22 protein-coding genes are annotated in these 24774 nt (G+C 69.5%); 9 read left to right on the top strand and 13 right to left on the bottom strand.

The features are described from left to right. The first annotated feature begins 99 nt into the window (after positions 1–99). Positions 100–1425, top strand: a complete 1326-nt coding sequence (locus CPZ00_RS11755) for an MFS transporter (RefSeq protein WP_096391048.1) — start codon at positions 100–102, stop codon at positions 1423–1425. Between the two features lie 69 nt (positions 1426–1494). On the opposite strand, the gene CPZ00_RS11750 is transcribed toward CPZ00_RS11755, so the two are convergent. Then, complete coding sequence (locus CPZ00_RS11750) at positions 1495–1899, bottom strand: CBS domain-containing protein (RefSeq protein ID WP_096391047.1); 405 nt, start codon at positions 1897–1899, stop codon at positions 1495–1497. Between the two features lie 146 nt (positions 1900–2045). Here CPZ00_RS11750 and CPZ00_RS11745 point away from each other — a divergent pair, with 146 nt between their 5' ends. After that, positions 2046–2558: a DUF5797 family protein gene (locus CPZ00_RS11745; protein ID WP_096391046.1), complete on the top strand. Its 513-nt coding sequence runs from the start codon at positions 2046–2048 to the stop codon at positions 2556–2558. Between the two features lie 2 nt (positions 2559–2560). On the opposite strand, the gene CPZ00_RS11740 is transcribed toward CPZ00_RS11745, so the two are convergent. The 3 genes from CPZ00_RS11740 to CPZ00_RS11730 form a co-directional block, all read right to left on the bottom strand. Further along, a complete protein-coding gene (locus tag CPZ00_RS11740) occupies positions 2561–3628 on the bottom strand; it encodes an ornithine cyclodeaminase family protein (RefSeq protein ID WP_096391045.1) in 1068 nt (355 codons plus the stop codon). A gap of 77 nt (positions 3629–3705) precedes the next feature. Continuing rightward, entirely contained in the window at positions 3706–4890 is a 1185-nt protein-coding gene (locus tag CPZ00_RS11735; protein ID WP_096391044.1) for an MFS transporter, read from the bottom strand. Between the two features lie 58 nt (positions 4891–4948). After that, positions 4949–6109 carry a M24 family metallopeptidase gene (locus CPZ00_RS11730; RefSeq protein WP_096391043.1) on the bottom strand — a complete coding sequence of 387 codons (1161 nt, stop codon included), beginning with the start codon at positions 6107–6109 and terminating at the stop codon, positions 4949–4951. Between the two features lie 298 nt (positions 6110–6407). On the opposite strand from CPZ00_RS11730, the gene CPZ00_RS11725 reads away from it, so the two are divergent. The 3 genes from CPZ00_RS11725 (at position 6408) to CPZ00_RS11715 (ending at position 10731) form a co-directional block, all read left to right on the top strand. Then, on the top strand, positions 6408–7376 hold the full coding sequence (locus tag CPZ00_RS11725; protein ID WP_096391042.1) for a transcription initiation factor IIB: 969 nt from the start codon (positions 6408–6410) through the stop codon (positions 7374–7376). 83 nt (positions 7377–7459) lie between these two features. Next, on the top strand, positions 7460–7936 hold the full coding sequence (locus CPZ00_RS11720) for an NUDIX hydrolase (RefSeq protein ID WP_096391041.1): 477 nt from the start codon (positions 7460–7462) through the stop codon (positions 7934–7936). Positions 7937–8046: 110 nt separating this feature from the next. Continuing rightward, a complete protein-coding gene (locus CPZ00_RS11715; RefSeq protein ID WP_096391040.1) occupies positions 8047–10731 on the top strand; it encodes a DUF7527 domain-containing protein in 2685 nt (894 codons plus the stop codon). A 121-nt stretch (positions 10732–10852) separates the two neighbouring features. Here CPZ00_RS11715 and CPZ00_RS11710 read toward each other — a convergent pair whose 3' ends face one another. Beyond that, positions 10853–11158 (bottom strand): hypothetical protein, encoded by a 306-nt coding sequence (locus CPZ00_RS11710; RefSeq protein WP_096391039.1) that lies wholly within the window; start codon positions 11156–11158, stop codon positions 10853–10855. Between the two features lie 234 nt (positions 11159–11392). Further along, positions 11393–11920 carry a DUF7523 family protein gene (locus CPZ00_RS11705; RefSeq protein ID WP_096391038.1) on the bottom strand — a complete coding sequence of 176 codons (528 nt, stop codon included), beginning with the start codon at positions 11918–11920 and terminating at the stop codon, positions 11393–11395. A 159-nt stretch (positions 11921–12079) separates the two neighbouring features. Between CPZ00_RS11705 and CPZ00_RS11700 the strand changes: the two genes are divergently transcribed. Further along, on the top strand, positions 12080–12952 hold the full coding sequence (locus CPZ00_RS11700; RefSeq protein ID WP_096391037.1) for a CbiX/SirB N-terminal domain-containing protein: 873 nt from the start codon (positions 12080–12082) through the stop codon (positions 12950–12952). Further along, entirely contained in the window at positions 12949–14244 is a 1296-nt protein-coding gene (locus CPZ00_RS11695) for a DR2241 family protein (protein WP_096391036.1), read from the top strand. Before CPZ00_RS11700 ends, CPZ00_RS11695 begins: the two co-directional genes overlap by 4 nt. Positions 14245–14299: 55 nt before the next feature. Here CPZ00_RS11695 and CPZ00_RS11690 read toward each other — a convergent pair whose 3' ends face one another. The 4 genes from CPZ00_RS11690 to CPZ00_RS11675 form a co-directional block, all read right to left on the bottom strand. Beyond that, on the bottom strand, positions 14300–14887 hold the full coding sequence (locus CPZ00_RS11690) for a DUF7524 family protein (RefSeq protein ID WP_096391035.1): 588 nt from the start codon (positions 14885–14887) through the stop codon (positions 14300–14302). Between the two features lie 125 nt (positions 14888–15012). Then, on the bottom strand, positions 15013–15207 hold the full coding sequence (locus tag CPZ00_RS11685) for a methytransferase partner Trm112 (RefSeq protein WP_096391034.1): 195 nt from the start codon (positions 15205–15207) through the stop codon (positions 15013–15015). A 71-nt stretch (positions 15208–15278) separates the two neighbouring features. After that, positions 15279–16598 (bottom strand): MFS transporter, encoded by a 1320-nt coding sequence (locus tag CPZ00_RS11680; protein ID WP_096391033.1) that lies wholly within the window; start codon positions 16596–16598, stop codon positions 15279–15281. 6 nt (positions 16599–16604) lie between these two features. Continuing rightward, positions 16605–17966, bottom strand: a complete 1362-nt coding sequence (locus CPZ00_RS11675) for an adenylosuccinate synthase (RefSeq protein WP_096391032.1) — start codon at positions 17964–17966, stop codon at positions 16605–16607. Between the two features lie 203 nt (positions 17967–18169). Here CPZ00_RS11675 and CPZ00_RS11670 point away from each other — a divergent pair, with 203 nt between their 5' ends. Further along, the gene (locus CPZ00_RS11670) at positions 18170–19657 is read left to right on the top strand and encodes an aldehyde dehydrogenase family protein (RefSeq protein ID WP_199243355.1); all 1488 of its coding nucleotides are present in this window, start codon (positions 18170–18172) and stop codon (positions 19655–19657) included. A 38-nt stretch (positions 19658–19695) separates the two neighbouring features. On the opposite strand, the gene CPZ00_RS11665 is transcribed toward CPZ00_RS11670, so the two are convergent. Further along, a complete protein-coding gene (locus CPZ00_RS11665; RefSeq protein ID WP_096391030.1) occupies positions 19696–20277 on the bottom strand; it encodes a GNAT family N-acetyltransferase in 582 nt (193 codons plus the stop codon). A 273-nt stretch (positions 20278–20550) separates the two neighbouring features. Between CPZ00_RS11665 and CPZ00_RS11660 the strand changes: the two genes are divergently transcribed. After that, a complete protein-coding gene (locus CPZ00_RS11660; protein WP_096391029.1) occupies positions 20551–22578 on the top strand; it encodes an AMP-binding protein in 2028 nt (675 codons plus the stop codon). Between the two features lie 71 nt (positions 22579–22649). Here the strand turns inward: CPZ00_RS11660 and CPZ00_RS11655 are convergent, their stop codons facing one another. Next, positions 22650–23420, bottom strand: coding sequence for a class I adenylate-forming enzyme family protein (locus CPZ00_RS11655; RefSeq protein ID WP_096391028.1), 771 nt, complete (start codon positions 23418–23420; stop codon positions 22650–22652). A gap of 173 nt (positions 23421–23593) precedes the next feature. Beyond that, positions 23594–24760, bottom strand: a complete 1167-nt coding sequence (gene dnaJ, locus CPZ00_RS11650; protein ID WP_096391027.1) for a molecular chaperone DnaJ — start codon at positions 24758–24760, stop codon at positions 23594–23596. Positions 24761–24774 lie beyond the last annotated feature (14 nt).

The following is a 24774-nucleotide window of genomic DNA, read 5'->3' as shown; positions in this document are numbered from 1 at the left end:
CCTTCGGACTCCGGTTCCACGCCGGCGTGCGGACGCTGCCGGAACGTGCCACTGAGCAGACAGAAGACCCTTCAACCGGACCCCCGAACGCTTCGACGGATGGGACTGCTCGGACGGCTGGCTTCGCCGATCTTCGGCGCCGACAGGCGAGTGATCGTGTTGGGGTCGGCCCGGATGGTCGGCGCGATCGGCAACTCGTTCCTGATCGTCGTCCTCCCGCTGTACATCGCCAGCGGCGTGGTCGATCTCGGATCGCTGCTCGGCGGACGCGTCGGCGTCGGTCCGGCGTCGATCCCGGTCACGGAGCCGCTGCTCATCGGGGTCGTCCTCTCGCTGTTCGGATTCCTCAACAGTTTCTCCCAGCCGTGGACGGGACGACTCTCCGACCGGGTCGGGAAGCGCCGGCCGTTCATCCTGGCGGGGATCGCGCTGTTGGGGACCGCGAGCGGCCTCTACGTCTTCGCGACCGACTACTGGACGCTCGTCGTGCTGCGGGCGGCACAGGGCATCGGCGCGGCCCTGACCATCCCGGCGGTCGTCGCGCTCGTGAACGAGTACGCCGCGAGCCCCGACGAGCGCGGGGAGAACTTCGGCGTGTTCAACACGTTCCGGCTGTTCGGGTTCGGGTTCGGGCCGATCCTCGCGGGCGTCGTCGTCGAGGCGGGCCCCTACGACCTCTCGACGCTGGGCATCGAAACGGCCTTCGGGCGGCCCGCGGTCATCTCCGGATACGACGCCGCGTTCCTCGCGGCGTGTGCCGGGGCGTACCTCTCGTTCGCGCTCGTCTACCGGCTGGTTCACGACACCGAGGAGTCCGCGAAGGCGAGCGGCAGGGACGTCTCGATCCGCGTGTTCGGTGACGACCGGCTCTTCGATCCGGTGTTCGCGCTCGGGCTCGCGACCGTCGCGATGGGCATCTGCATCGCGCTGTTCGCCACGCTGCAAAACCAGATCAACCTCCGACTCGGCCAGGCGCCAGTCTGGTTCGGAATCCAGTTCGCCGCCGTGACGATCGCGAACGTCGTCTTCCAGGTCCCGGTTGGGCGTGCGGCCGACCGGTTCGGCCGACGGCCGTTCCTCCTCGCGGGATTCGCGCTGCTGGTTCCGTCGACGCTGCTGCAGGGGGTCGTCACGACGCCGGTCACGATGCTCGTCGTCCGCCTGGTCCAGGGGATCTCCGTGGCGCTCGCGTTCCCCCCGTCGCTGGCGATCGCCGGCGACATCGCCAAGGAGGGCGAGTCCGGATCGACGCTGTCGGTACTCACGATGGGGTTCGGGCTGGGTGTCGCGATCGGTCCCCTAACCTCGGGCGTCCTGGTCGAGTACGGCTTCGTCGTCCCGTTCGCGGCCGGGTCGGCGCTGGCGGTGCTGGCGGTCCTCGCCGTGGTGACCCAGGTCGACGAGACGCTCGGCGTGTCCACGTGACTCCGGACGCCCGATCAGGCAGCGGTGACCGATCCGACTCCGGACGCCCGATCAGGCAGCGGTGACCGATCAGGCGGTCCGTCGCGGCTGCAAGCCGGAGATGTACTTCGTCAGGTCGGTCGTGGAGACGATTCCGATGACGCCTCCCTCCTCGTCGACGACCGGGAGGTGGTGAATCCCCTGCTCGATCATCACGTCGGCGACGTCCGTGATCGGGTCCTGGGCGCTCGCCGTCGTGACGTCGGTGCTCATGTATCGCTCGACGGTCGTCTGCGCCTTCGGCTTGCTCGCCGCGACGATGTGAACGAAGTCAGTCGTCGTCAGAATGCCCTCGAGCCGGTCGTCGTCGTCGACGACGACCAGCGATCCGATCCCCTTTTCGAGCAACAGCGAGGCGGCCTCCTCGACGAAGGTGTCCGGATGTACCGTGATCGCCTCGCTCGTCATGACGCGTCCCACGAGAATGTCGTCCATACATCGTCGTGTGGTACCACATCGAATAAGGGTGTCGACACGGGCCGATCGCGCCGGATCCGTCGTTTTCGGTCCGATCCCCGCCGACCCCAACCCGACAACCGGGATTCGGAACGTCCTTACTGGCGGACGAGGTAGCCGGCGGTATGAGTCTCACCGATGAGGAGCTGGACCGGCTCGCGGACGTGGTCCGGCTGCAGCCGACGAAGAACGCCGAGCTCCAGGCGGCGTGGGGGATGGACTCCGGCAGCGAGGTGCACGGCTACCTCGAGTCCAATCTCAAGGACTATTACTTCCGGGACGACAACAGCCTCATCCGAGCGACCGCGGAAGCCGCCGACCTCGTCGACGTCGAACCCGGCATCGAGGCGGGCGGCGACGATCCTGACGGGAACGGCGTCCCGAGCGTCATCCGCGTGCCGGAGCTCGAAGCGCGCGTCTTCGCCGTCGTGGCCGGACCGGACGAGCGGTCGGAGTCGGTCGTCAGCGTGCTCAACGGGCTCCGGGAGGAGTTCGACCTCGATCCTGACGTGGAGGACGTTCGGAAGGCGCTGCAGAGCCTCCGGCGCAAGAACGTCGTCGAGGTGGTCTACCGCACGGTCCCGACGTTCCGGCTCGCGGTGGAGCGCGACGCGGTCGAGGTCGAGATCGTCGACTGAACTCACACGTCGACGTCACGTCCGACGTCGCGTCGTTGCGCTTCCGTATGTAAGTGCTCGGCAGCGGCGGCGTCGAGGACCGCGCTGCCGACCGACTCGACGACGATGATCTCGGCGTCCGATCCGCGCCCAGCCGTCCCCTCGAGCGCGGCCGAAAGCGGGGTGAGGTCGGCGGCGGTGACGTCGTCCGGGATATCGCCCGTGTGGGCCGCCTCGGACGGGACGTCCCCGAAGAGGCGGTCCGCGCGCCGGATCGTCTCGGCGTCGAGCTCGCGCATCGACTCGTCGTAGGCGCCGATCGCCACCACGAGCGTTCCCGGATCGAGGTCGGCGCCGTCGAAGACCGGCTCGCTCGCCGGGGTCGCGGTGACCACGACGGTCGCGCCCGCCACCGCAGCACGCGGCGAGTCGACGGCCGTCGCGTCGATCCCCTCCGACCGGAGCGTCGCCGCACACTCGAGCCGGGAGTCGCTCGGGGAGTGGACGCGGACGCGCTCGAGATCGGTCGCGGCGTCGATCGCCCTGACCTGCCAGCGTGCCTGCTGGCCGGCGCCGATCACGCCGAGTGTGACCGGTCCGCCGGCCGCGAGCGCGCGGGCGGCAACGCCCCCGATACAGCCGGTTCTGGCGTTCGTGATCCGGGATCCGGAGAGGTAGGCGACCGGCAGCCCGGTCGCCGCGTCCGTGAGCGCGATCGTGGCGTTGACCGTCTCGAGCCCGCGACCGGGGTTGGCCTCGTGAACCGCGGCGAGCTTCGTGGCGTAGGTCTCCGCGCCGTGGACGTACGCGGGCATCACGAGCGCCGTTCCGAAGGGGCCCTCGACCAGATCGCTTCCGCCCGATTCGCCGCTATCTGACCCATCCGATTCGCCGCTATCTGACCCATCCGATTCGCCGCCATCGGATCCCTTCGGCGTCGGGACCGTCAGCCCGGTGCCGACCGGGAAGTGTGGCCGGTCGGGTCGTTCGACCTCGCCGCGACCCTGTTTCCGAAACGCCTCGTCGACGACCTCGAGGAGCGCCTCGAGATCGAGGACGCTCGCGACGTCGCCATCCGAGAGAACGCGCATATCGTCCCGGGAGAGGCGGGCTCGTTCCTAAATCGTTTCGGCGATCAGGCGCATCGTCGCGACGACCACGCCGGACGTCACAGCCCGAGCCGCAGCACCCGGTTCGCCGTCAGCGCGCTCGCCCCGATCGCCATCACGAGGGTCAACAGCCCGAACGCGACGGTCCAGCCCGCGACGTCGGAGACGGTCCCGACGATGACGCTCCCGGAGGCGCCGAGCACCATATAGACGGTGCGAACGAGCCCGAAGCCGGCACCGCGCTCGGCGTCGCCGAGGAGGTCCATGAAGCGGGACTGGACCGGCGCGCCCCACGACATCGCGACGCCGACGCCGACCGTGGCGGTCGCGAGGGCGACCAGGCCCAGCCCCGCGACGGCGGCGTAGACGAGCCCCCCGTAGCCGAGGACGCCGGTCACCATCGTCAGCGTCGCGACGACGTCCCGGCCGAGCCGGTCGGAGATCGCCCCGAGGACCGGCTGGAGCCCGCCGTGAACCAGAAAGTACAGCGAGAACAGGAGGCTCGCGGCGGCGGTCGACAGTCCGGCCGCGTCCGTGAGGAACGTCGGCAGGAACGAGGCGGTCGCCTGCCAGGCGAACGCGCCCAACATCGCGAGCCCGGTCGTGTAGGCGATCGGAGGCCGGGAAACGAGCTCGACAAGCGGCGCGAGCGCGAACCGGTCGGCGAGCGCCTGGTCGGGCCGCAGCGGTTCGGTCGGCCGGACCCGCCACGCGAACAGGGCAAAGACCGGAACGGCCACGAGGACGCCGAGCAGCATCGCCGCCCGCCAGCCGTACCGGGCTCCGACGAGCGCGGCCGCCGGCGGCGCGAGCAGGCCGGCGGCGGGACCGCCGGAGACGTGGATCCCGATCGCGCGACCGATGTCGTCGAACTCGCGGGTGAGAAGCGTCGTCGCGACCGAGTAGTGGAGCCCGGCGCCGGCGCCGAGCAGGACCGTGAACGCCACGAACGCCCACACCGACGGGGAGAGGGCCAAAAGCAGCGCCGCGACCGCGGTGGCGCCGACCGCCACGAGGATGATCCGACGCTCGCCGTACCGCTCGCCGAGCACCCCGGAGGGGAACTGCGAGAGCGCGTACGCCGCCCACATCCCCGAGAGCGCGAGCCCCACGGTGCCGTAGGAGACGCCGAAGTCGTCGGCCACGAGCGGGACGACCGGACTGATCGCCAGCCGGGCGACCATCGTCGCGCTGAACGCGAGGGTACACAGCCCGAGGACCGTGTAGGCGTATCGGCGCGTCATACCGTCGGTCGGCGCCGTGCGGGACGGGCGTCTCGCCGTGCGGGACGGGCGCGTCGCATCAGTCGATCACGAACTGTTTCGGATAGTCGGTGAGCGTCTCACAGCCGTCCTCGGTGACGACGACGAGGTCCTCGATCCGGACGCCGCCAACGTCGGGGTCGTACAGCCCGGGCTCGATCGTCACGACGTTCCCGGGCTCGAGCTCGCCGGCGCCCATCGAGAGCCGCGGGGGTTCGTGGACGGCCAGTCCGACGCCGTGCCCGGTCGAGTGGACGAATCCGGTCTCGGCCTCCGGGTCGCTTCGGAGCGTCGGGTGGCCCGCGTCCTCGTAGACCTCACAGGCGGCGACGTGAACGTCCTCGCCGGTCGCGCCGGGCTCGACGGCGTCGACGGCCGCCTCCAGCGCCTCCAGCGTGCGGTCGTACCACTCCCGAAGCGTGTCGCCGGGGTCGCCGACGGCGAACGTCCGCGTCATGTCCGCGAAGTACTTCGTCTCGGTGTCCCGCGGAAAGACGTCGATGACGATCGACTCGCCCGCCGCGAGCGGGCCCGACCCGCGGTCGTGGGGGTCGGCCGCCTGCGCGCCGCCGGCCACGATCGTCTCCGCGGACGCGCAGCCGTGCCGCAGCAGCGTCACCTCGATCTCCTCCCTGACGCGCTCGCTCGTCAGGGGCTCGCCGTCGTGGACGAGGGTCCCGTCGTCGACCCCGGCCGCGGCGAGCAGCGATTCGGCGGCCGCCATCGCGGCCTCGGTCGCCCGCTGGGCCGTCCGGATCCGATCGACCTCGGCGTCGGTCTTGACGGCGCGAAGCGCGGTGAGGGCGTCCTCGCGGTCGATCGCGACGTCGATCCCGCGATCGCGAAGCCCGTCCGCGGTCTCGAGCGGCCCACGAGCCGGCATCAGGACGGACTCGACGCCGACGTCGCCGAGGAAGGCGGCGTACATGTCGAGCCGCTCCTCGCGGCCGCCGTACTGGAAGTCGTAGTCGGCGTGGCGGCGAACGACGTCGGCCCGCGAGCTCCGCTTCGCTCGTGCGTACTCGAGGCCGGACACGAGCAGATGCGTCCCGCCGTCAGCGTAGACGGTGAGAAACGGGTCCGGGCCGGTGAACCCGGAGAGGTACAGCTGGTTCGGGTCCTCCCAGTCGGCGTCGATCAGATAGCCGTCGCGACCGGCGTCGGCGAGCGTCTCCGCGAGTGCCGTCAGCTCCCGAGTCATACCGATCGGTCCGACGGGGTGGCCTATAGTGGTTGGCTTCCCGGCGGTCCGTTCGCGACGGCACGTCGGCGAAATTGTTATATATCGGACGGGAGCGATTGGGGCGAAAAGATCGCACCACCACGGTGATCGAACGATCGACCGTTAGAGACGTTCTAAATACATATTCCATTATATAAATATATGAAATATATAAATACATTTATGCCCTCTCGAGCCCTATTTTTTGGTGAGGACGACGGAGCCGAGACGCATCTCTCGGACCCGACCGATCGGCGCGCGGTCCCGACCCCATCCAATGAGCGAACACAGCATCACACACACCGACGAACGCGAGAACGAGGAGATCGAGTCGACCGACGACGAGACGCTTCGCTGTCCGGAGTGCGGAGGCACCCTCACGACGGACACCGAACACGGCGAGACGGTCTGTGCGGACTGCGGGCTCGTCGTGGAGGAAGACGAGATCGACCGCGGGCCGGAGTGGCGCGCGTTCGACTCCCGCGAGAAGGACGAGAAGTCCCGCGTGGGCGCCCCGACCACGGAGATGATGCACGACAAGGGGCTCTCGACGAACATCGGCTGGCAGGACAAGGACGCCTACGGCCGGTCGCTCTCGAGCCGGCAACGCGAGAAGATGCAGCGGCTCCGGACGTGGAACGAGCGCTTCCGGACGCGCGACTCCAAGGAGCGAAACCTCAAGCAGGCGCTCGGCGAGATCGACCGGATGGCCTCCGCGCTCGGCCTCCCCGAGAACGTCCGCGAGACCGCCTCCGTCATCTACCGGCGCGCGCTCGACGAGGACCTCCTCCCCGGCCGCTCCATCGAGGGGGTCGCGACCGCCTCGCTGTACGCCGCCGCTCGTCAGGCCGGAACGCCGCGATCCCTCGACGAGATCACGGCCGTCTCCCGCGTCGAGAAGGACGAGATCGCCCGCACGTACCGATACGTCGTGCGCGAGCTCAAGCTGGAGATCCAGCCGGCCGATCCGGAGAGCTACGTGCCGCGGTTCGCCTCCGATCTCGGCCTCTCGGACGAGGCGGAGATGCGCGCCCGACAGCTGTTGGATACGGCCAAGGACCAGGGCGTCCACTCCGGGAAGTCGCCGGTCGGACTCGCCGCGGCCGCCGTCTACGCCGCCTCCTTGCTCACCAACGAGAAGGTCACGCAAAACGAGGTGAGCGAGGTCGCGAACATCTCCGAGGTCACGATCCGGAACCGGTACCACGAGCTCCTCGACGCCGAGGAGGACGTCGCGACGCCGTAGCGGGGCGGACACGTCCGGATCAGCACCTCCTCCCCCTCCTCCCGAACCGACATTCCTCTTAGGCTCGACGCACACGGAGGGGTATGGAGACCACGCGTCACTTCACCGCGACCGCCTACGTCGTCAACGACGGGGCCACCGCACTCCACCAACACGAGCGACTCGGCGTTCGCGTTCCGCCGGGCGGACACATCGACCGCGACGAGCTCCCCCACGAGGCCGCGGTCCGCGAGGTGTACGAGGAAACGGGGCTCGAGTCGGAACTCGTTGCCGACCGAGCCGGGATCGAGGGACCGAACGGCCGGAGCCTTCCGCGACCGGCACACCTGTTGTTGTACGACATCAACGTCGACGAGTCGGGCCGGGTCGGCCATCAGCACGTCGACCACCTCTATTTCGCGCGCGTCCCCTCCCGCGAGATCGACCCCGTCGGCACGGACGAGGTGGACGCAGACGGCTGGGAGTGGTACACGCCCGCCGACCTGCGAACGAGCGACCTGGACGCGGACGTGATCGACCTCGGCTGCGAGGCGATCGAGACCGTCTCGGAAACGCGCTGATCGGGGGCGGTCGGTGAGACCCCGTCCGGGTCGAGACGAGGTGACGCGGCGTCTGACGCCCGGCATTCGCTCCGGAAAGTATTTGCGTCGCCTCCGGCGAGATAACGCAAATGGATGGCGATCGCACAGACGTCGTGACCGAGTGGGAGGCGGAGACCGTCTCCGACGGGATCGCCGGGGTGCGCCGGCTCGCCGATCGCGACTTCTCGGGCGTGGTGACCGACGGGGCCGTCCGAGCCTATCTGTCGAACGGCCGCGTCGTCGGCGTCACCGGCGGATCCCTGTCGGCGTTCGAGGACGCCTCAGGAACGGCTTACCGGGCGCCCGACGAGTCGCTGCCGCTGCTGTTCGCGATGCAGACGCGCGGCGGGGAGAAGAAGGCGCAGTACTACACGAACGACACGCCGATCTCGGAGGCCGACCGCACGCTCTCGCAGTCCAACTTCACCGGCTACATCGAGCTCTCGGAGAACGTCCTCTCGGGCGACTACTACGTCGTGTATTACGGCGGCGAGTCGTTCCCGGCCGCGTTCATCGGCAACGCCGAACAGCTGAAGACCGGCACCGAGGCGTTCGATCTGGCCGACGACGAGGTCGGCATCTACACCGTCTACGAGGTCGACCTGGAGGTACGGGACGTTCCGGAACCCGCCGACACGACCGGATCGATCGTCGGCGGCCAGGGATCGTTCGCTGACGACCCCGAGTCGTCGACCGATGCCGAGCAGTCCTCCGATGCCGAGCAGTCCTCCGATGCCGAGCAGTCCTCCGATGCCGAGCGGTCGACCGGGACAGCCGACGCAGCCGCCGTCGATGACGGGGGGCCGAACGACGGCACGGACCCAGGTCCCGCAACGGGTTCCGCCGCCGGCACAGGTCCCGACACCGATACCGATCCCAACGCTGGCACCGATCCCGACGCCGCCACGGGGCCCGACGATGACGTGAGGTCCACGGTCGGAACCGGTCCGGCCGCGAGCTCCGGCGCGGCGGACGGCGACCCGACGACCGAGAACCACACGACCGGGGCGGAGACCGAACGGGTGGATGCCGAACGAACGGATACGACCGACGCCGGGACCGTCATCGACGACGCGGAGCGGAACGACGGCGGAGGGTCCGACGGCACGGTGCCCGACGACGCGAAGCCGGACCGCGCGGAGCGAAGCGGCGAATCGGAACCCGATGGGTCGGAAACGCACACCGAATCCGGCGGCGCTCGAACCGGCGCCGACGCAGCGGAATCCGACGATCACGCAACGGGAGGCGACGACGCCGAAACGAGACGATCCGATGCCGCCGCCACGACGGACGCCGAGACCGCGAACGAACGCACGAGCAGTCGGAGCCAACGCCGTGACGCGACGACCACGGAGTCCGCAACCGGGCCGCGACCGAACCGTCATCGCGACGCGGAGACGCAGCGGGAGGCGGCTCCCCCGGAGGGCGACGCAAAGCCCGACGGGAACGATGCTTCCGAGTCAGGAAGCGTCTTCTCCCAGGAGGCCGAGTGGCGGGAAACGAAATCCATCCCGTCGATCGATCCGGACGAGACGCGGGCGGACCGACGGTCCGCGGCCGACGAAGACGGCCGAAACTCGGGCACGACGACGGAGGCCGGCGGATCCGGATCCGGCGCGGGCGCGCGGAATCCGCAACCGGCCGACCGGTCGAGCGAGTCGCGGCAGTCGGCGACGACGCGACGGTCGGCGTCCGCGGCGGGAGCCCGGTCGAGATCGGCGCCGGATCGGCGGGGATCGACGAACGCGAACGCGAAACCCGCCCGCACCGGCTCGGAACGGCCCGATCTGCGGGAGGAGATCGACCGGCTGGAGGGCGCACTGGCCGAGGCGACCGAGGAACGTGATCATCTCGAGGAGGAGCGCGATCGCCTCGAGGAGGAGCGCGACCGTCTCGGGGAGGAACGGGAGGAGCTCGTCGCCGAGCGCGATGAGCTCCGATCCAAGGCCGATCGGCTCGAGGAGCGCGTCGTCGAGCTCGAATCGGAGCTCGACCGGGTGCGCGGCGACCTCGAGGAGGCCCGCGCGCAGTTGCCCGAGGGCGACCGCGTGCTCTCGCCGGCGGACGCGCTGGCCGGGACGAACCTGTTCGTCCGGTACGGGTCGAAGGGCGGCGCGACGCTCGAGAAGGCCCACGACGGCTCGGTCGAACGCGACGAGCTGGTGAACAACCTCCGGATCGAACACCACACGAGCTTCGAGGACGAGCGAGCGGTGGTCGAGGGCCAGCCGTATCGGGAGTTCCTCGTCGAGACGATGGAGTTCGGGTTCACGAAGTGGGTCGTCACCGAGCTGCTCTTCGAGATCCGCGAGACGGGGAACGTCAGCGGGCTCCAGGACCTCTACGACGCCATTCCGCGGATCGACCGGGCCGAGATCGGCGGCTCGGTCTCGCTGGTCTACGAGTCGGAGGGCGAGGAGCATCGCGAGCAGCAGGCCTTCGACCTCGTGTTGCGCGACCGGATGGGCAACCCGCTCGTCGTCGCGGACCTCAACGATAGCCGCGACCCAACCCCCGAGGGAACCCTCGAGGGACTGGTGGAGACGGGATCGCGCCTCGCGGAGGGCAACGACGCCTTCACGGCGGGGGTCGCGGTCACCTCGAGCTTCTTCGAGCCCGGCGCCCTGGAGGAGGCCGCCGACGCGACGGGCGGCGGCCTGCTGAACCGGTCGAAGAAGCGGAGCTTCGTCAAGATATCGCGGAAACGAGGCTTCCATCTCTGTCTGGCCGAGGCGCGCGACCGCGGGTTCCATCTGACGGTTCCGGAACTCTAGCTCGCCGTCCGCGGGTCGGTGCTGTCACGGGAACTCGTCACCGGTCGTTCCCGGCGTCCGGTCACACGACTCGAGAAGCAGCCGCGAGAAGCAGCAAGCGATCGGTCCGGACCCGGTCGGATCAGTTCTCGACTTCCGTGGCGGAGTCGATCCGCATCTCGCCGAGCTTGTCGACGGTCTGGTCGAGCTTGTCGTCGAGCTCGTCGACGAACTCCTGGGTGCGCTCGGTGGTTATCGCGCCCTGGCTGGACGGCTCGATGAGGTTCTCCTCCTCGAGCACGCGGAGCGAGTAGCGTACCTTGTGATGGGGGTAGCCGGTCTCGTTCGACATCTTGACGATCCCGATGGGTTCGTTCTCGATCACCATCTTCAGCACCTGCAAGTGCCGTTCCAACATATCGACTTCCTTCTCCAGTCGGTCTATCATGGCATATGTTAACTTGTCATCCCGGGGTTTAAAAGTTGCTGTCCACGACGCAGGAACTGCCAACGGATGTGAACGTACCTCACGCGACGCCTTAACCGTTCGGATCGATCGCGTGTGCAGTGATCGATCGGGATGAATCGATGACGGGGAATCCGGTCAGTGGACGGTCGGAAGGAAGTCGAAGGGAGGGCGGCAGGAGGTCGAAAGGGGTCGAAGGGAGGGCGGCAGGAGAGATCAGTCGGACTCCCGGCCGGGAACGGCAGTCAGCGCGTCCTCGATGACGCGAACCGCGTCCGCCCCCGCCAGGCGGTCGACGACGAGGAGACAGACCTCACCGCCGGCCGCACACGCGAGGACGTCGACGTCGGTGATCCGAAGCCGGCCGAGGGCGTGGCCCAGAACGTCGGGACCGACCGCGCCGGTGGCCAGCACCGCGGTCAGGTCGCCCTCCGGAACGACCGCGACCTCGCCGACGGTCGCGAGGGGGTGAGGATCTCCGTCGGCAGCACGGTCGCGATCGACGATCGCCACGCCGCTCCGCATCGACACGCTGGCGCGGACGGCGGACCGGTCGACCGCCTCGAGATCCGCCCCGAAGCGCCGGATCGCGGTGGCGAGGGCGTCGGGATCCCCCTCGAGGTCGGCCGCGTGCGCGAGGAGCCACTCCGCGGCCGCGGCGTGATTGAGAACGCCCGCCCGGAGCGCGTCGTGGAGGAACGGGTGGGCGCGAACCGCCGCCCGGGCGTCGGCTGCAAGCGACATACCCGCGGCTACCGCGGGAAACGTCTTGAAACCGCCGACCCGGACCGGGCGAGCACGCGTCGCGGGACGGGGATCGGCAGCGGTACCGGACGCCGACGATCTCGGTCCCGTCGACGCCGGCTCCGAAGTCCCTAAGGCCGGCGCGTCCCTGGATCCGATATGCAGTCGCTGGTCATCGTGGCCCACGGGTCACACCTCAATCCGGACTCGAGCGCGCCGACGTACGACCACGCGGACACGATCCGCGAGGCGGGCGCCTTCGAGGCGGTCCACACCGGGTTCTGGAAGGAGGAACCACACCTCAGGGAGGTCCTCCGGACGGTCGAGAGCGACGAGGTGTACGTGGTCCCGCTGTTCGTCTCCGAGGGGTACTTCACCGAGCAGGTGATCCCGCGCGAGCTCCGGTTGGAGGGGTGGGACGTCGACCGGTGGGAGTCGGACGGGCTCTCGGCGGACCAGGCGACGCTGACCGCGACGGACACGGGCCAGACCGTCCACTACTGCGGCCCGGTCGGGACCCACGAGGCGATGACGGACGTGGTCGTCCGACGGGCGGAGACGGTGACCGGCGATCCCGACGTCGGCGAGGGATTCGGGCTCGCAGTGGTCGGCCACGGCACCGAGCGCAACGAGAACTCGGCGAAGGCGATCGAGTACCACGCCGACCGGATCCGTGAGACTGGCCGGTTCGACGAGGTCAAGGCCCTGTACATGGACGAGGAGCCCGAGGTCGACGACGTGACCGACCACTTTACGGCGACGGACGTGGTCGTGGTGCCGCTGTTCATCGCGGACGGCTTCCACACCCAGGAGGACATCCCGGAGGACATGGGACTCACCGACGACTACCGAACCGGCTACGACGTGCCGACGACCGTCGACGGCCACCGGATCTGGTACGCCGGCGCCGTCGGGACCGAGCCGCTGCTGGCCGACGTCGTGCTCGAGCGCGCCGCCGACGCCGGTGCCGACGTCGACGAGGCGGTCGAGACGGTTCGTCGGGAGACTCGCGTCGCCGCGGGGCGTCCATGACGGCGAACACACACGCTGACGGCGCGACACCGACCGACGCTTCGGGCGGGGGCGAGGACGTCCCGTCGATCGATCTCCCGACGGCCGCGATCGACGCGCTGGCGCGAGCACCGAACGACGACGAACGCTCGCCGACCCTCGCGGTGGACGGATTCCGAATCGCGTCCGACGACGACGCCGACACCTACATATTCGAGACGTCCGAGGGGCGGCGGACGGGACTCTCCAGGGAAACGCTCGCGGAGGCTGCGCGCGAGCACGCGGTCGTCGTCTCCGACTGGTACGTTTTCGAGCACGTCGTCGACGACGAGGGACCGCGCGGCGCCTTCCTCCGCTGGCTGGAGGGGGCGACCGAGCGGCTGGACCGGTTGGACCGGCCGAACCGACCGGACCGACCGGACGATCGGCTGGACGGCCACCCCGAAGACGGAGACGCTCGAGAGCCACGCGAACCGATCCGCGACCGGTACGCGTCGTTGGCGACCGGCGTGACTCGGGAGTGGGGCGAGCTCCGGATCACCGTCACGCTCGCGGACGACGGCACGCGCCGATACGAGATCCGACACGCCGACGCGACGGGGATCGACCGCGACCACCTCGAGTCACACGAGGATCCCCGTACGGCGCGGTCGATCGCCAAACACGATGCTGACGGTCGGTACCGACCGCTCAAGACCGCGCCGACGCTTCCGACCGGTTGGGTCTTTCCGGAACTCGACGCCCGCGGGTGTTACGAGACGGTCGAGACGTTCTATCCCGCGACCGTCGCGAACTGGGACCGGGAGCGGCGCGGCGCGCTCGACGTCTCCCACTGGCACGAGACGATGGCGCGGCAGACGGGCATCTACGGCGTGATCGAGACGTGGGACCGCGGCGAGGGGCACGAGCACGTCGAGTGGGTCGCGGAGACCTGCTGTGCGGACTCGCAGTGTCTCAAGCGTCGGGAGTGGGAGTACGACGCCGACACCCCCCTGTCGGTCGACGGCGGCGACGGCGTCTTCCCCTGTCGGGAGCCCTGCTCGCTCGTCGTCTCGGCCGCGCGGCAGTGGACGAAACTCGAGTCGGAGGCCGAGCGGACCTACGAGTTCGACCTCACGCCCAGCGAGAAGGAGCAGGTCGAGGCGATCATCGACGCGGTCGCCGACGGCCGGGTCGGGGAGATCCGTGAAGCCGACGTCTACGAGGGCGCCAACAGATATCGGACCCGGTTCCTCAGGGCCAAGCGGTTCGACGATGACGGGAACCTCTGTGGGATCCCGACCGACCCCGACGAGGGGACGACCGTCGAGTAGGCCGCACCCGAGTGCTGCGGAGCGTTCTCGACGAGAGCCACCCCGACGCGCCGGATCACCGAAGACCGAACGCCAGCGCGAAGACGACCGCGGCGACGACGGCCCCGGCGGCGAGGAAGACGGCCGGCGTGTTCAGCGCCGCGCCGACCCCGAGCGCGACGACCACCGCGACGGCGGCGACCGCGAGGGCGGGGCCGAGCCCGTCGCCGAACGCCGCGTCGATCGCCGCGACGACCCGTTCGGGGGTCGTGGGCTCAGGATCCCGCTCGGGCGGATCGGCCAAGGAGTCGTCGACGGTGACCGACTCCGCCCGTGGTTCCGGTGCCGGCTCCACGACGACGGTGAGGTATGCGGCCCCGGACCCGTGGCCCACGACCGCCTTGAGCTTGCCGCGGACGGACTGACCCGGGCGATCCGGTCGCACGTCGACGTGAACGACGCGACGCGCGTCCGCCTCGAGGAAGTGGTTCGTCTCCCCGAGGCGGGCGACCCGGCCGAGGTCGTCGTCGACGTTGAGGTGAACGTGGGCGGCCTGCCCCTGATTGTCGATCGCGATCTCGAAGGACCCCTCGACCGTGATCCGGTCGGGAGCCGCGATCGAGTGCACGCCGTCGCCGTTCACCTCGATCGGGATCGTCTGCACGTCTGCTACCTCGCGTGCGCGGTAGAAAAAGGTTCACGACGATCACGGGGAGTTACGACGATCGCTGCGCGAACGGGGACAGGGATGGTCAGTCACCGGAGCCCCGGTATGAACGGCGTGAGGCCTCAGGCGGGGGCTTCCTCGCGCATATCCGGCGGGAGGAGGTTCGGGATGCCGTCCTCGATCGGGTACGTCTCCCCGCAGTCGGTGCAGGTGAGCGTGCCCTCGAGGATCTCCCCGTCCTCGCGGTCCTCGACCTCGAGTTCGAGGTCGTGTTTGTCCAGCGGACAGCAGATGATGTCGAGAAGCGACTCCTTCATGGTCGGCGGTAGGCGAGGCGCCGTCAAAAGTGTGCGGGTCCCGGGTCGGATCGGAGTCCGAGCCCCGGGCGTCAACCGCGACCGCGCCGGTAGAGAACGGCCGATGCGATCGCCGCGGCGGTCGGTACCAGCGCCAACACGACGAACAGCGCCTGCTGCGTGGTGTAGGCGAGCACGGCCCCGCTGACGGCCGCGCCGATCGACCCGACGCCGAAGGTTCCGAGGTACATATAGCCGTACGCCAGCCCCCTGTCACCGGACCCGGTGTACTCGGCGACGACGGCCTGCATTAGCGGCTGTTCGCCGAACAGGACGAACCCGATCAGGAGACTGACGCCGACCAGCGCCGCGACGCCGACGGTCGCGGCCGGAACGAACGCGAGGCTGAGGACGGCAAGCAGCAGGAACGCGCCGATCGCCACCCGTTCGGGCGGGTACCGGTCGCTGAGCGTGCCGCCGAGGTACTGGCCGCCCATCCCGACGCACAGCAGCGCGACGTAGACGTATCTGGCGGGGGCGACCTCGCGGTCGAGGAGAACGACCGGTTCGAGGACCGGCGAGTCGGACAGCACCTCCGGCAGGAAGGTGAGGATCCCGCGGTAGAAGAACCCCTGCAGGATCACGATCGCGAAGACGAGCACGAAGGCGCCCGCGAACAGCAGTCGGGTGTCCGCGATGATCTCGCGAATCGAGGGTGGGTCTCCGGTTCCGGGAGCGGCGGATTCCGGATCGCCGGACCCGGGATCTTCGGATTCGGAGCCGGCGGACCCGGGGGCGCTGGAGTCCGAGCCCGCGGGTTCGCCCCCATCAGCCTCCGCGCCGTCGGTTCCCGCGACCGCCGCGGTCTCGTCGACGTCGACGAACGCCACCGCGATCGCGGCGAGGATCGCGGGGATCGCGAACGCCGCCGCGACCGCACGCCACGGGAGGACCAGCAACAGGAGGACGGCGACGAGCGGACCGAGAGTGATCCCGAGGTTGCCCGCCATCCCGTGGACGGCGAACGCGGACCCCCGCTCCTCGATGCCGGTACTGATGAGGCGGAGCCCCGAGGGGTGATACAGACTCGCGGCGGCGCCCCACAGCAGTAACGCGGCCGTCAGGCCGACGATCCCGCCGAACCCCAACAGGAGGAAGGCGAGCCCCATCCCGAGCAGGCACGCCATCACGAGTCGCTTCGAGCCGTAGACGTCGGCCGCGATCCCGCCCGGGAGCGCGCCGATGCCGAACAGGGCGTAGCCGACGGCGACGACGGTGCCCATCGTCCCCGTGCCGACCTCGAAGGCGGCCATCCAGTAGGTGAGAAAGACCGGGATGGACATCTCGAAGGCGTGAACCATCCCGTGACCGGTCATCGCGATCGCGAGGATCGACCGGTCGTTGCCGTGCATCCGACCTCAGGCGTTCTCGAAGGGGTTGACGAGCTCGATCGTCTCCTCACGGCCGGGACCGACGCCGACCGCGTAGACGGGCGCCTCGACGGCATCGCTCAGGTACTCGAGATACGCCTGCGTCTCCTCCGGCAGGGCATCGAGGCCGGCGTGGGCGCTCTCGTCGGCGACGGCCGACCAGTCGACGTCCGGCCAGGGGTCGAACTCGCGGAAGACCGGCTCACACCGGCCCCACTCCTCGGTGGTCGCGGGCATCGACTCGATGCGGTCGCCGTCGAGCTCGTAGGCGTCGCACACCTTCAGCTCGTCGAGCCCCGAGAGGACGTCCACGTGGTTGACCGCGATCCCGGTGAAGCCGGAGACGCGCGCGGCGTGACGAAGCATCGGCAGATCGAGCCACCCGATGCGGCGCGGTCGGCCGGTGACGGTCCCGAACTCGCCGCCACGCTCGCGGATGTGGTCGGCCAGCTCCTCCTCCCGGTCGGTACCGTCGAGCTCGGTCGGAAGCGGCCCGGTCCCGACCCGTGAGAGGTAGGCCTTGACGATGCCGACGACCTCGCCCTGCCCGACGACGGTCGGGCCGACGCCGCTGCCGACCGCCGCGCCGCCGGCGGTGGGATTCGAGGAGGTGACGTACGGGTAGATGCCGTGGTCGATGTCGATCGAGGTCCCCTGGGCGCCCTCGAACATGATGCGGTCGCCGGCCTGCCGGGCCTCGTGGAGGAACTGCGAGCAGTTGACCGCCATTCCGTCGGCGGCGATCCGGTCGCCGTAGTCGGCGTACTCCTCGAGGAGGGCGTCGACGTCGAAGGCGTCGGCGTGGTCGCTGGCGCCGACGTCGAGGCCGTAGACCTCCTCGGCGAGCGCCCGCTTTTGCGGGACGACGTACTCGAGGCGGTCACGGAGGACCGCCCGGTCGAGCAGGTCGCCGATCCGGATCCCTCGTCGACCGGCCTTGTCCTCGTAGGTCGGGCCGATCCCCCGGCCGGTCGTGCCGGCGTCGAGGTCGGAGTCGGATTTGACCTCCTCCTCGATGCCGTCGAGCACGCGGTGGTACGGCAGGATGGCGTGGGCGCGCTTGGCGACCCGGACGTCGGGGTCGAGCCCCCGCTCGCGCAGGCCGTCGATCTCCTCGAAGAGCGTACGCGGGTTCACGACGCAGCCGTTCCCGAGGACGCCGACCTTGTCCCTGACGGCGCCGCTTGGAACCAGCGAGAGTTTGTACTCGTCGCCGCCCTCGACGACGGTGTGGCCGGCGTTGTCGCCGCCCTGATAACGGACGATCACGTCCGCGTCCCCTCCCCACCGGTCGACGAGAGCGCCCTTGCCCTCGTCTCCCAGCTGGGAGCCGACGATGGTGACTGTCATACACCCGCCATTCTACAGGCCGCAGTAAACCGATTACGGTCCGCCTCGGTGGACGGTTCCGGCGACGAGATCGCCGGACGGAACCACGGAGCCAGCGCAGCACTGGTCGGTTCTCCGCGATCCGTCGACGTGACCGACGTCCGGACGAGCGGATCGCCCCGATACGATCATCTATACGGATGGCTACCGAATATCAGTATCGCATGACACAACTCGGTATCGCCGACGACTGGAGCGCACTGTACATCGACGGGGAGTGGACCGAGGCCGACGGCGGGGAGACGATCGCGGTCGAGGACCCCTCGACGCGCGAGACCGTCGCGCACGTCCCGCGCGGGACGGAGGCGGACGTCGACGCCGCCTACGAGGCCGCCGCCGCGGCCCAGGAGGAGTGGGCCGCCGCCCCGCCGGCACGCCGGGAGGAGGCGATGCAGTCCCTGCTCGATGCGCTGGAGGATCAGCACGAGTCGATCGTGGACCTCCTGTCCCGCGAGGCCGGCGGGTCGCGGGCGATGGGTGAGACGTCGGTCCAGCTCGCGACCGACCAGGCCGCGGAGGCCGCGACCCTGCCACGCCGGATGAAGGGAGAACACGCCGCCTCGAACGTCCCCGGAAAGGAGAACGTCGTGGAGCGGATCCCGGCCGGCACGGTCACCGTCATCTCGCCGTGGAACTTCCCGCTGAACCTCTCGATGCGGGCGGTCGCGCCCGCGATCGCGGCCGGCAACACGGTCGTGCTCAAACCCTCGACGAACACGCCGATCGTGGGCGGGCTGCTGTTCGCGAAGCTGCTCGCCGAAGCCGACCTGCCGGACGGCGTCCTCAACGTGGTCACCGGCCGCGGCTCGGAGATCGGCGACCGCGTGGCGAGCCACCCCGTCAGCGACGTGGTCGCCTTCACGGGTTCGACGCCGGTCGGGCGGCAGGTGGCGGCCCAGGCCGCGGAGAACCTCGCGACGCCGGCGATGGAGCTCGGCGGCAACAACGCCCACATCGTCACCGCCGAGGCGGACCTCGATCGAGCGATCGACGCCGCCGTCTTCGGCTCGTTCGTCCACCAGGGACAGGTGTGCATCTCGATCAACCGCCATCTCGTCCACGAGTCCGTCCACGACGAGTACGTCGACCGACTGGTCGAGCGCGCCGAGTCGATCCCGGCCGGCTCCGCACACGACCCCGGGACGATCGTCGGACCGATCATCGACGAGTCACAGCGCGACCAGATGCTCGAATACGTCGAGGAGACGGTCGCGGCGGGCGCGACGCTTGAGACCGGCGGCGAGACGGTGTCGATCGAGGGGGTCGACGACTCTCTCGTGGTCGCGCCGACGGTGCTCTCGGAGGTCACGAACGACATGTCGGCCGCCTGCTTCGAGCACTTCGGCCCGATCGCGCCCGTGATCTCGTTCTCGGACGTCGACGAGGCGGTCGCGCTCGCCAACGACACGGAGTACGGCCTCTCGGGGTCGGTTCACGCCAGCGACGTCGCCGCCGGAAAGGCGATCGCGGACCGCCTCGAGACCGGAATGGTCCACGTCGGCGACCAGCCCATCAACGACGAGGCCCACGTTCCCTTCAGCGGCACCAAGGCCTCCGGAATGGGCGGCTACAACGCCGACGAGTTCCTCCGGGAGGTCACCGAGACGAAGTGGATCTCGCTGCAACACGAGCCGCGGGAGTACCCGTTCTAGGCTCGCGGTCGTCCCACCCGTCAGCGGATGAAGACGGGTCAGTTCCCGGTGTCGTACTTATACGTCGCCGTGTCGGGGTCGATGCCGAAGTCCTCGGGCGACTCCTCGTGGTCCCCGTCCGTCTCCCCGTCGGCCGCGGCGTTCTTGAAGGCCTCCCGGGACCCCGTCGGGAGGTCGAAGGCGCCGACGTCGATCCGGAGGCCGACCACCGACTCGTCGACGACCGAGCGCTTCTCCGAGAGTCGCTCGCGAAGCCGGTCGGGCAGGTCCTCGTCCGCCACGGGCTCGAAGCCGAACCGCTCGAGGTAGCCGGGCTGGTCGGTCAGGGTATAGACGGCCTCGAAACCCTCCGCGTCCGCGGTCTCGACGAGCCGCTCGATGACGTGTGCGCCGACGCCCTGTCCCCGCCAGGGCTCGAGGACGCCGATGCCCGTGAGCTCGCATAGCTCGGGGTCGTCCTTGTGGATCCGAAGCCGGCCGAACCCGACGCGCTCGTTCGATTCCTCGTCGACCGCGATGACGTAATCCCGCGAGCGAAACGCCATATCGTCGAGACCCATCGCCTCGATGTGGTCGAGCAACCACGCTTCGTCCCGGTTTTTCGCATCACGGACGTACATATACGCCGCTAAGAACCCCCACGGTGAAAACCGTTCCCCGCACTCACCCGTCATCCACTCTCGCACTCACCCGTCATCCACTCTCGCACTCACCCGTCATCCACTCTCGCACTCACCCGTCATCCACTCTCGCACTCACCCGTCATCCACTCTCGCACTCACCCGTCATCCACTCTCGCACTCACCCGTCATCCGCTCTCGGTCCCAACGGTCACGCCCCTTTCCAGGCGATCGTACGAAACTACTTACCGGATCGATCACAAGACCCACGGGATGGATCCCCTCGAGGAGTACACGGAGATAGCCCACCGTCCGGACCCGGAAACCGCCGCGAAAACGAACGTCCGGGCGTTTATGCGCGAGTACGGGATCGACGACTACGACGAGCTGATCGACCGTACCTGCTACGGGATCGACGGGGTCGCCGAGTCGGGCGTGGAGTGGTTCTGGGACGAGATCGTGGACTACCTCGGCATCGAGTTCGACGAACCCTACGACGCGGTTCGCGACGACGCCGACGGCCCACAGTTCTCCGAGTGGTACGTCGGCGGGGAGCTGAACGTCGCGCACAACGTCTGCGACCGCCACGCCGCGCCGGGGTCGCCGAACCGAAACCGCGTCGCGGTCGTCTGGGAGGGCGAACCCGGCGACGTCCGCGAGCTGACCTTTCGCGAACTCGCCCGCGCAAGCGATCGGGTCGCCGCCTACCTGAAGTCCGTCGGGACGGACCCCGGCGACACGGTCGGGCTGTATATGCCGATGGTCCCCGAAGTCGTCCCGATCCTCTACGGCTGTTTCAAGGTCGGCGCGATCGCCGTCCCGATCTTCTCCGGCTTCGGAACCGAGGCCACCGCGACGCGGATCGCCGACGCCGAACCGTCGGTCCTGTTCACCGCCGACGGCTTCCACCGCCGCGGATCGCCGGTGGCGCTCAAGGGGACCGCCGACGCGGCGATCGAGGCGGCCGGGCACGTCGAACACGTCGTGGTGTACGACCGACTCGGACGGACGCCGGATGCGGAGACGACGCCGACGGAAACGGCGGACACGGTCCCCTGGACCGACGGACGCGACGAAACCTGGAGCGCGGCGATCGACACACAGCCGGTCGGCTATGGGTCCGACTCGGTCCCCGCCGATCACGAGTCGCTGCTGTTGTACTCCTCCGGAACCACCGGCGAGCCGAAGGGGATCGTCCACACCCACGCCGGCGTCCTCCTCCAGTGCAGCAAGGAGATCCACTTCGGCTTCGACCACCAGCCGAGCGATCGGTTCTTCTGGGTCTCCGATATCGGCTGGATGATGGGACCGTGGATGCTGATCGGCAACCATACCTTCGGCGGCACGGTCGTCCTCTATGAGGGCGCCCCGGACCACCCGGATCCCGACCGATTCTGGGAGCTGATCGAGACGCACGGCGTGACGACGTTCGGCGTCTCCCCGACGGCGATCCGGGCGTTGCGAAAACACGGCGACGACTGGGTCGACCGGCACGACCTCTCGAGCTTGCGGCTGCTCGGATCGACGGGAGAACCGTGGGATCCGGAATCCTGGCGCTGGTTTCACCAGACGGTGGGGAACGGCGAGTGTCCGATCATCAACATCTCCGGCGGGACCGAGATCTGCGGCTGTTTCCTGATGCCGATGCCCGACCAGCCGCTGAAACCGTGCACGCTTGGCGGACCCGGGCTCGGGATGTGCGTGGACGTCGTCGACGAGGCCGGCGAGTCCGTTCGGGAGGCCGATGAGCGGGGCTATCTGGTTGCACGCGATTCCTGTCCCTCGATGACGAAGAGCCTCTGGTCGGGCGACGAGCGATACCTCGCGGAGTATTGGTCGCGATGGGAGGACCTGTGGAACCACGGCGATTTCGCGCAGGTCGACGAGGACGGGTTCTGGTTCCTCCACGGTCGCGCCGATGACGCGTTGAACGTCGCGGGACGGAAGGTCGGTCCCGCCGAGATCGAGGCCGTCCTGGTCGAGCATCCCGCGGTGACACAGGCGGCCGCGATCGGCGTTCCCGACGAGACGACGGGGACCGCGGTCGTCTGCTACGTCATCCTCGATCCCGACGCGGAACCGACCGACGATCTCCGGTCCGAGCTGCAGGCGCTGATCGGCCAGCAGCACGGCAAGCCCTTCCGACCGCGCGCGATCCGGTTCGTGCCCGAATTCCCCGAGACGCAGTCGGGGAAGGTCGTTCGCCGCGCGATCGCGGCAGCCCATCGCGGGGAGGACCCGGGCGACCTCTCGTCGATCGAGAATCCCGAGGCGATCGCACGGATCCGCGAGCTGCAGTGAGCGCCCCCGAGAATCGGCACTACCGCGCGAAGACGGGTCGAAATCGGGAGGGCCACGGATCGAGATGAGCCTCAAGTGGGCACGTCGTCGGGGTCGATCACGGTTGGGTCGACGGCGACCGCGCTCGCATCGTTCGCGTTCTGGCCATCGGCGTCGCCGACCACCAGGTCGGCCTCGGCGGCAACGCCCTCGGCCTCGGCCGACGACAACACGGTGACGCCGCCGCCACACAGCGGCGCGAGCACGCCGGCCACGACCGCACCCGGGTGCGCGAGCGAGGACCGGAGGACGACCCGACGCGCCGAACCGATCCCGTACTGCTCGGCGATCGCCGTGGCTGCCGAGATCGCCTCGCCGTGAGTGATGGTCTCGTCTCCGTCGGGCGAGCCCAATAACGGATCGTCCGGCTCGATCGTCGGCGACGGGAACGCCGGGTTCTCGCTCCAGACGGTCTCCTCCCAGTGGGTGACGGCGGGGTCGTCCGGCGCTCCGCCCACGGCGACCACCCGCGTTCCCGGCCCCGCGTCCGCGGTGACGTCGGCGACGTCGGCAGCCGGGACGACGATCGCTCGCGCGCCCGCCGCGAGGCTCGCGTCCACGTCGAACCGGACGGTCGCGCCCAGGAGGCCGGCACCGAGGAACGCGAGGACGAACGGCAGGTCCGGTACCGGCGCGATCCCGACCGCGGCGCCACGTCGGACGCCCTCGTGCCGGAGCGCGTTGCCGGCCTTGTACGCGTTCGTGATCAGATCGTGGCGGCTGCGCTCCCGACCGTCCGGCGTCACGAGTGCGGGATCGTCGCTTCGGCGATCACGGGCGAGCGGGTCCGCGAGGGTCTCCATACACCGGTTCTCGGCGCGAGAGACTCAAAAGCGTCCCCCTCGAGCGGCGGCACCGATCGGGGCGACCGATCGGCACCGAAACGAGGTCGGCGTCGAGACGAGATCGGTTGGCGGGAGGGAGTCGGCGTCGAGACGAGATCGGTTGGCTGGAGGGAGTCGGCGTCGAGACGGGATCAGAAGGAGCTCTTCAGCTTCTCGAAGAAGCCCTGTTCGACGTCGATCTCCTCGCCGCCGGCCTCGGCGAACGCCTCCAGCGCCTCGCGCTGCTCGTCGTTGAGCGAGTCGGGGACGACCACCTGCACCTGGACGTAGAGGTCGCCACGCCCCCGGCCGCGCAGGCGGGGCATCCCCTTGCCGGAGAGCCGGAACGTCTCCCCGCTTTGGGTCCCCGACGGAACGTCCATCTCGACGGTGCCGTCGACGGTCTCGATCTGTACCGTGTCGCCGAAGGCGGCCTGCGGGAACGAGACCGCCTCGTGGACGTGGAGGTCGGCGCCGTCGCGTTCGAACCGGTCGCCGACGTCGACGTCGACCTCGATGAGGAGGTCGCCGTTGGGCCCGCCGTTCTCGCCGGGAGCGCCCTCCCCCTCCATCCGGAGGCTCTGGCCCGACCTGATCCCGGCCGGGATCTCGACCGACAGCGTCGCCTCGTTGCGGACGACGCCGTCGCCGTCGCAGTCGGAACACCGCTCGCTGTAGGTCTCGCCGGTCCCCTCACACCGGGGGCAGGTGGTCGTCTGCTGGACGCGGCCGAGCGGGGTCTGTTGGACCTGCGTGACCTGTCCCTGGCCGTTGCACTGCCGACACGTCGAGACGTCCGCGTCGGGCGGGTGTCCGGCGCCATCGCAGGTGTCGCACGTCTCGGGACGGGTAACGGTGAACTGCTTGGTGGCGCCCTCGAAGGCCTCCTCGAGGTCGATCGTCACGCCCGTCCGGAGGTCCTGCCCCTGCCGCGGGCGGTTCGGGTCGCCGCCGCGACCGCGGCCGCCACCGCCGCCGAAGAACTGGTTGAAGATGTCCTCGAAGCCGCCGGCGCCGCCCGCGCCGCCGCCGAAGGGACCGCCCGCTCCTCCGGGGCCGCCGCCGGCTCCCGACCCGGCCGCACCGCGCTTCTCGGCCTCGACGAACCGGTCGTGGCCCAGCTGGTCGTACTGGCGGCGCGTCTCCTCGTCGGTGAGGACCTCCTTGGCCTTCTTGATCGTCTTGAATTTCTCCTCGGCGTCGTCGTGGTCGCTGACGTCCGGGTGATACTCCGCCGCCTTCTTTCGATACGCCTGTTTGATCTCGTCGGTGTCGGCGTCCCGTGAGACCCCGAGTGCGTCGTAGAAGTCCTCGCTCATGCGTAAAGTTCCGG

It is taken from the genome of Halopenitus persicus (assembly GCF_002355635.1).
Lineage (GTDB): Archaea > Halobacteriota > Halobacteria > Halobacteriales > Haloferacaceae > Halopenitus > Halopenitus persicus_A.
Note: the sequence above shows the minus strand (reverse complement) of the source record. Positions and strands in the feature narration are given on the sequence as shown.